The 2,413-nt window shown below is 67.1% G+C and carries 3 protein-coding genes; all 3 read left to right on the top strand.

The features are described 5' to 3' along the window. Positions 1-344 (top strand): ABC transporter permease subunit (locus AC5RWT_RS36630; RefSeq protein WP_494084500.1); only part of this gene is annotated, 344 nt, incomplete at its 5' end. A gap of 39 nt (positions 345-383) precedes the next feature. Beyond that, positions 384-1,499, top strand: coding sequence for an NAD(P)-dependent alcohol dehydrogenase (locus tag AC5RWT_RS36625; protein ID WP_494084499.1), 1,116 nt, complete (start codon positions 384-386; stop codon positions 1,497-1,499). Positions 1,500-1,569: 70 nt separating this feature from the next. Beyond that, a partial coding sequence (locus tag AC5RWT_RS36620) for an aldehyde dehydrogenase family protein (protein WP_494084498.1) occupies positions 1,570-2,413 on the top strand: 844 nt, incomplete at its 3' end.

Raw genomic sequence — 2,413 nt, 5'->3', positions numbered from 1 at the left:
TCATCGACTCGCTCAGCGTCCAGCCCAACGCCATCTTCTCCGTCCAATGGTCCGCCTACATGATCTTCATCGTGATCATCGGCGGCATCGGCTACCTGGAGGGCCCGCTGCTGGGTGCCATCGTGTTCTACGCGCTGCAGCAACTGCTGGCCGGCTACGGATCCTGGTACATGATCATCCTCGGCGCCATCGGCGTCGCCGGAGCCATCTGGCTCCCGCGCGGCCTCTGGGGCACCATCACCAACAAGACCGGCATCCAACTCTTCCCCGTCGGCTACCGGCTCAACCCGCCATGGACCTCGCCGCCGGAACCTTCCCACCGGAGGGGCTCGTTGGCAGGGTAAGGCACAGAGCAACATCCGGCACTAGATAAGGAGCCTGGCATGAAAATCAATGCGCTGGTCATCGAAGAGAAGGACGCGCCGTTCGTAGCCGAGCAGTTGGAGCTGGACGCGCCCGGACCGGGCGAGGTGCTGGTGAAGGTCACCGCCGTCGGGCTCTGCCATACGGACCTGATCACCCAGGCAGGGGACATGCCGCTGCCGCTGCCCGGCGTGCTGGGCCATGAAGGTTCCGGTGTGGTGGAAGCGGTGGGTGCAGGCGTCACCAATGTTGCCGTGGGCGACCACGTGATCATGGGCTGGGCCTACTGCGGCGAGTGCAGGAACTGCCTGCGCGGCGAGCACCGCTACTGCCTGCGTCTGGGCGAAGCGCTGGTGAGCGGTGCCCGCTTCAAGGGGCCCGACGCCGGCACCTCCGCCTACACGAGATCCGACGGACGCAAGGTTTCCGGCCACTTCTTCGGCCAGTCCTCCTTCGCCGACTACTCGCTGGCGCTGGCGTCCTCGCTGGTGAAGGTGGACCAAGACATTCCGCTGGAACTGCTCGGGCCGCTGGCCTGCGGCATCACGACCGGTGCCGGTGCCGTGTTCAACACCGCCAAGCCCGAACCCGGCCAGTCGCTGGTGGTGTATGGAGCCGGCGCTGTGGGCCTGGGGGCAGTAATGGCCGCGAAAAACACGCCTGCTGCCACCATCATCGCCATCGATCTGCACGATTCGCGGCTGGAACTGGCACGCGAACTGGGGGCCACCCACACCATCAACCCGGGCAACGCCAATGCGCTCGAGCAAATCCAACGCATCTGCGGCGGGCCGGCCGACTACGTGCTCGAATGCACCGGGAACATCAAGGTGGTCGAAGAAGCAGCTGACGCCGTCGGCATGCTGGGCACACTGGTGCTGATTGGCGGGGCGCCTGCGGAGGCACGGTTCTCGGTGGACCACCTGCGCACGCTCTGGGGCAAGCGGATTGTCGGTACCCTCGGCGGGTCCAGCACTTCGGGACAATTGATCCCCGGTCTGATCTCCCTGTACAAGGCCGGACGGTTCCCCTTCGACAAGCTGGTGAAGTACTACGGATTCGACCAGATCGACGCCGCCATCGCCGATTCGACGTCCGGCGGGACCATCAAGGCTGTGCTGAAGGTCGCCGGCTGAAACCCCTTCTCTGCCGGGCTGCGCAGCTACGGTAGGGAACAACCATGCAATCAACCTGAAAGGACGGGATATGTCCCTGCTTGATGCCTCCTTGTGGGAGGGCAAAATCTACCTCAACGGCTGGCGCGAGGGCGGTGCCGGCACCGCTGCCTCCGTGGAACCGGCCACCGGCGACACCCTGGGCACCTACGGCCTGGCCTCGGTCCAGGACGTAAACGAAGCCGCCGCCGTGGCTGCCGCGGCGCAGAAGGAATGGGCCGCCCGCAAACCCGAAGAACGCGCCGCCGTACTGCGCCGCGCCGGCACCCTGTGGGAAGAACACGCTGACGAAATCCAGTCCTGGATCGTACGGGAGTCCGGGGGCATCGGCCCCAAGGCCGGACTGGAAACCCACATCGCCGCGAACGAATGCTACGAAGCCGCCGCGCTGCCTTCGCTGCCGGCCGGCGACGTGCTCACGACCAACGAGGACCGCTGGTCGTTCGCCCGCCGCCGCCCGGTCGGCGTCGTGTCCGTGATCGCGCCGTTCAACTTCCCGCTGATCCTCTCCATCCGCGCGGTCGCCCCCGCCCTGGCACTGGGCAACGCGGTGCTGCTCAAGCCCGACCCCCGCACCGCCGTCTGCGGCGGCGTCACCCTGATGCGCATCTTCGAGGAAGCAGGCCTGCCCGCCGGACTGCTGTCCCTGCTGCCCGGGGGCGCGGACATCGGCGCAGCCGTGGTCGAGGCCCCCGAAGTGCGCGTCATCTCCTTCACCGGCTCCACCGCCGCCGGCCGGAAAATCGGTGAAGCCGCCGCCCGCAACCTCAAGCGCGCGCACCTGGAACTGGGCGGAAACAACGCCATGATCGTGCTGCCCGGCGCCGACCTGGCCAAGGCCGCGTCCGCCGCCGCGTTCGGCTCCTTCATGCACC

The organism is Arthrobacter sp. Dra40, assembly GCF_059091905.1.
Note: the sequence above shows the minus strand (reverse complement) of the source record. Positions and strands in the feature narration are given on the sequence as shown.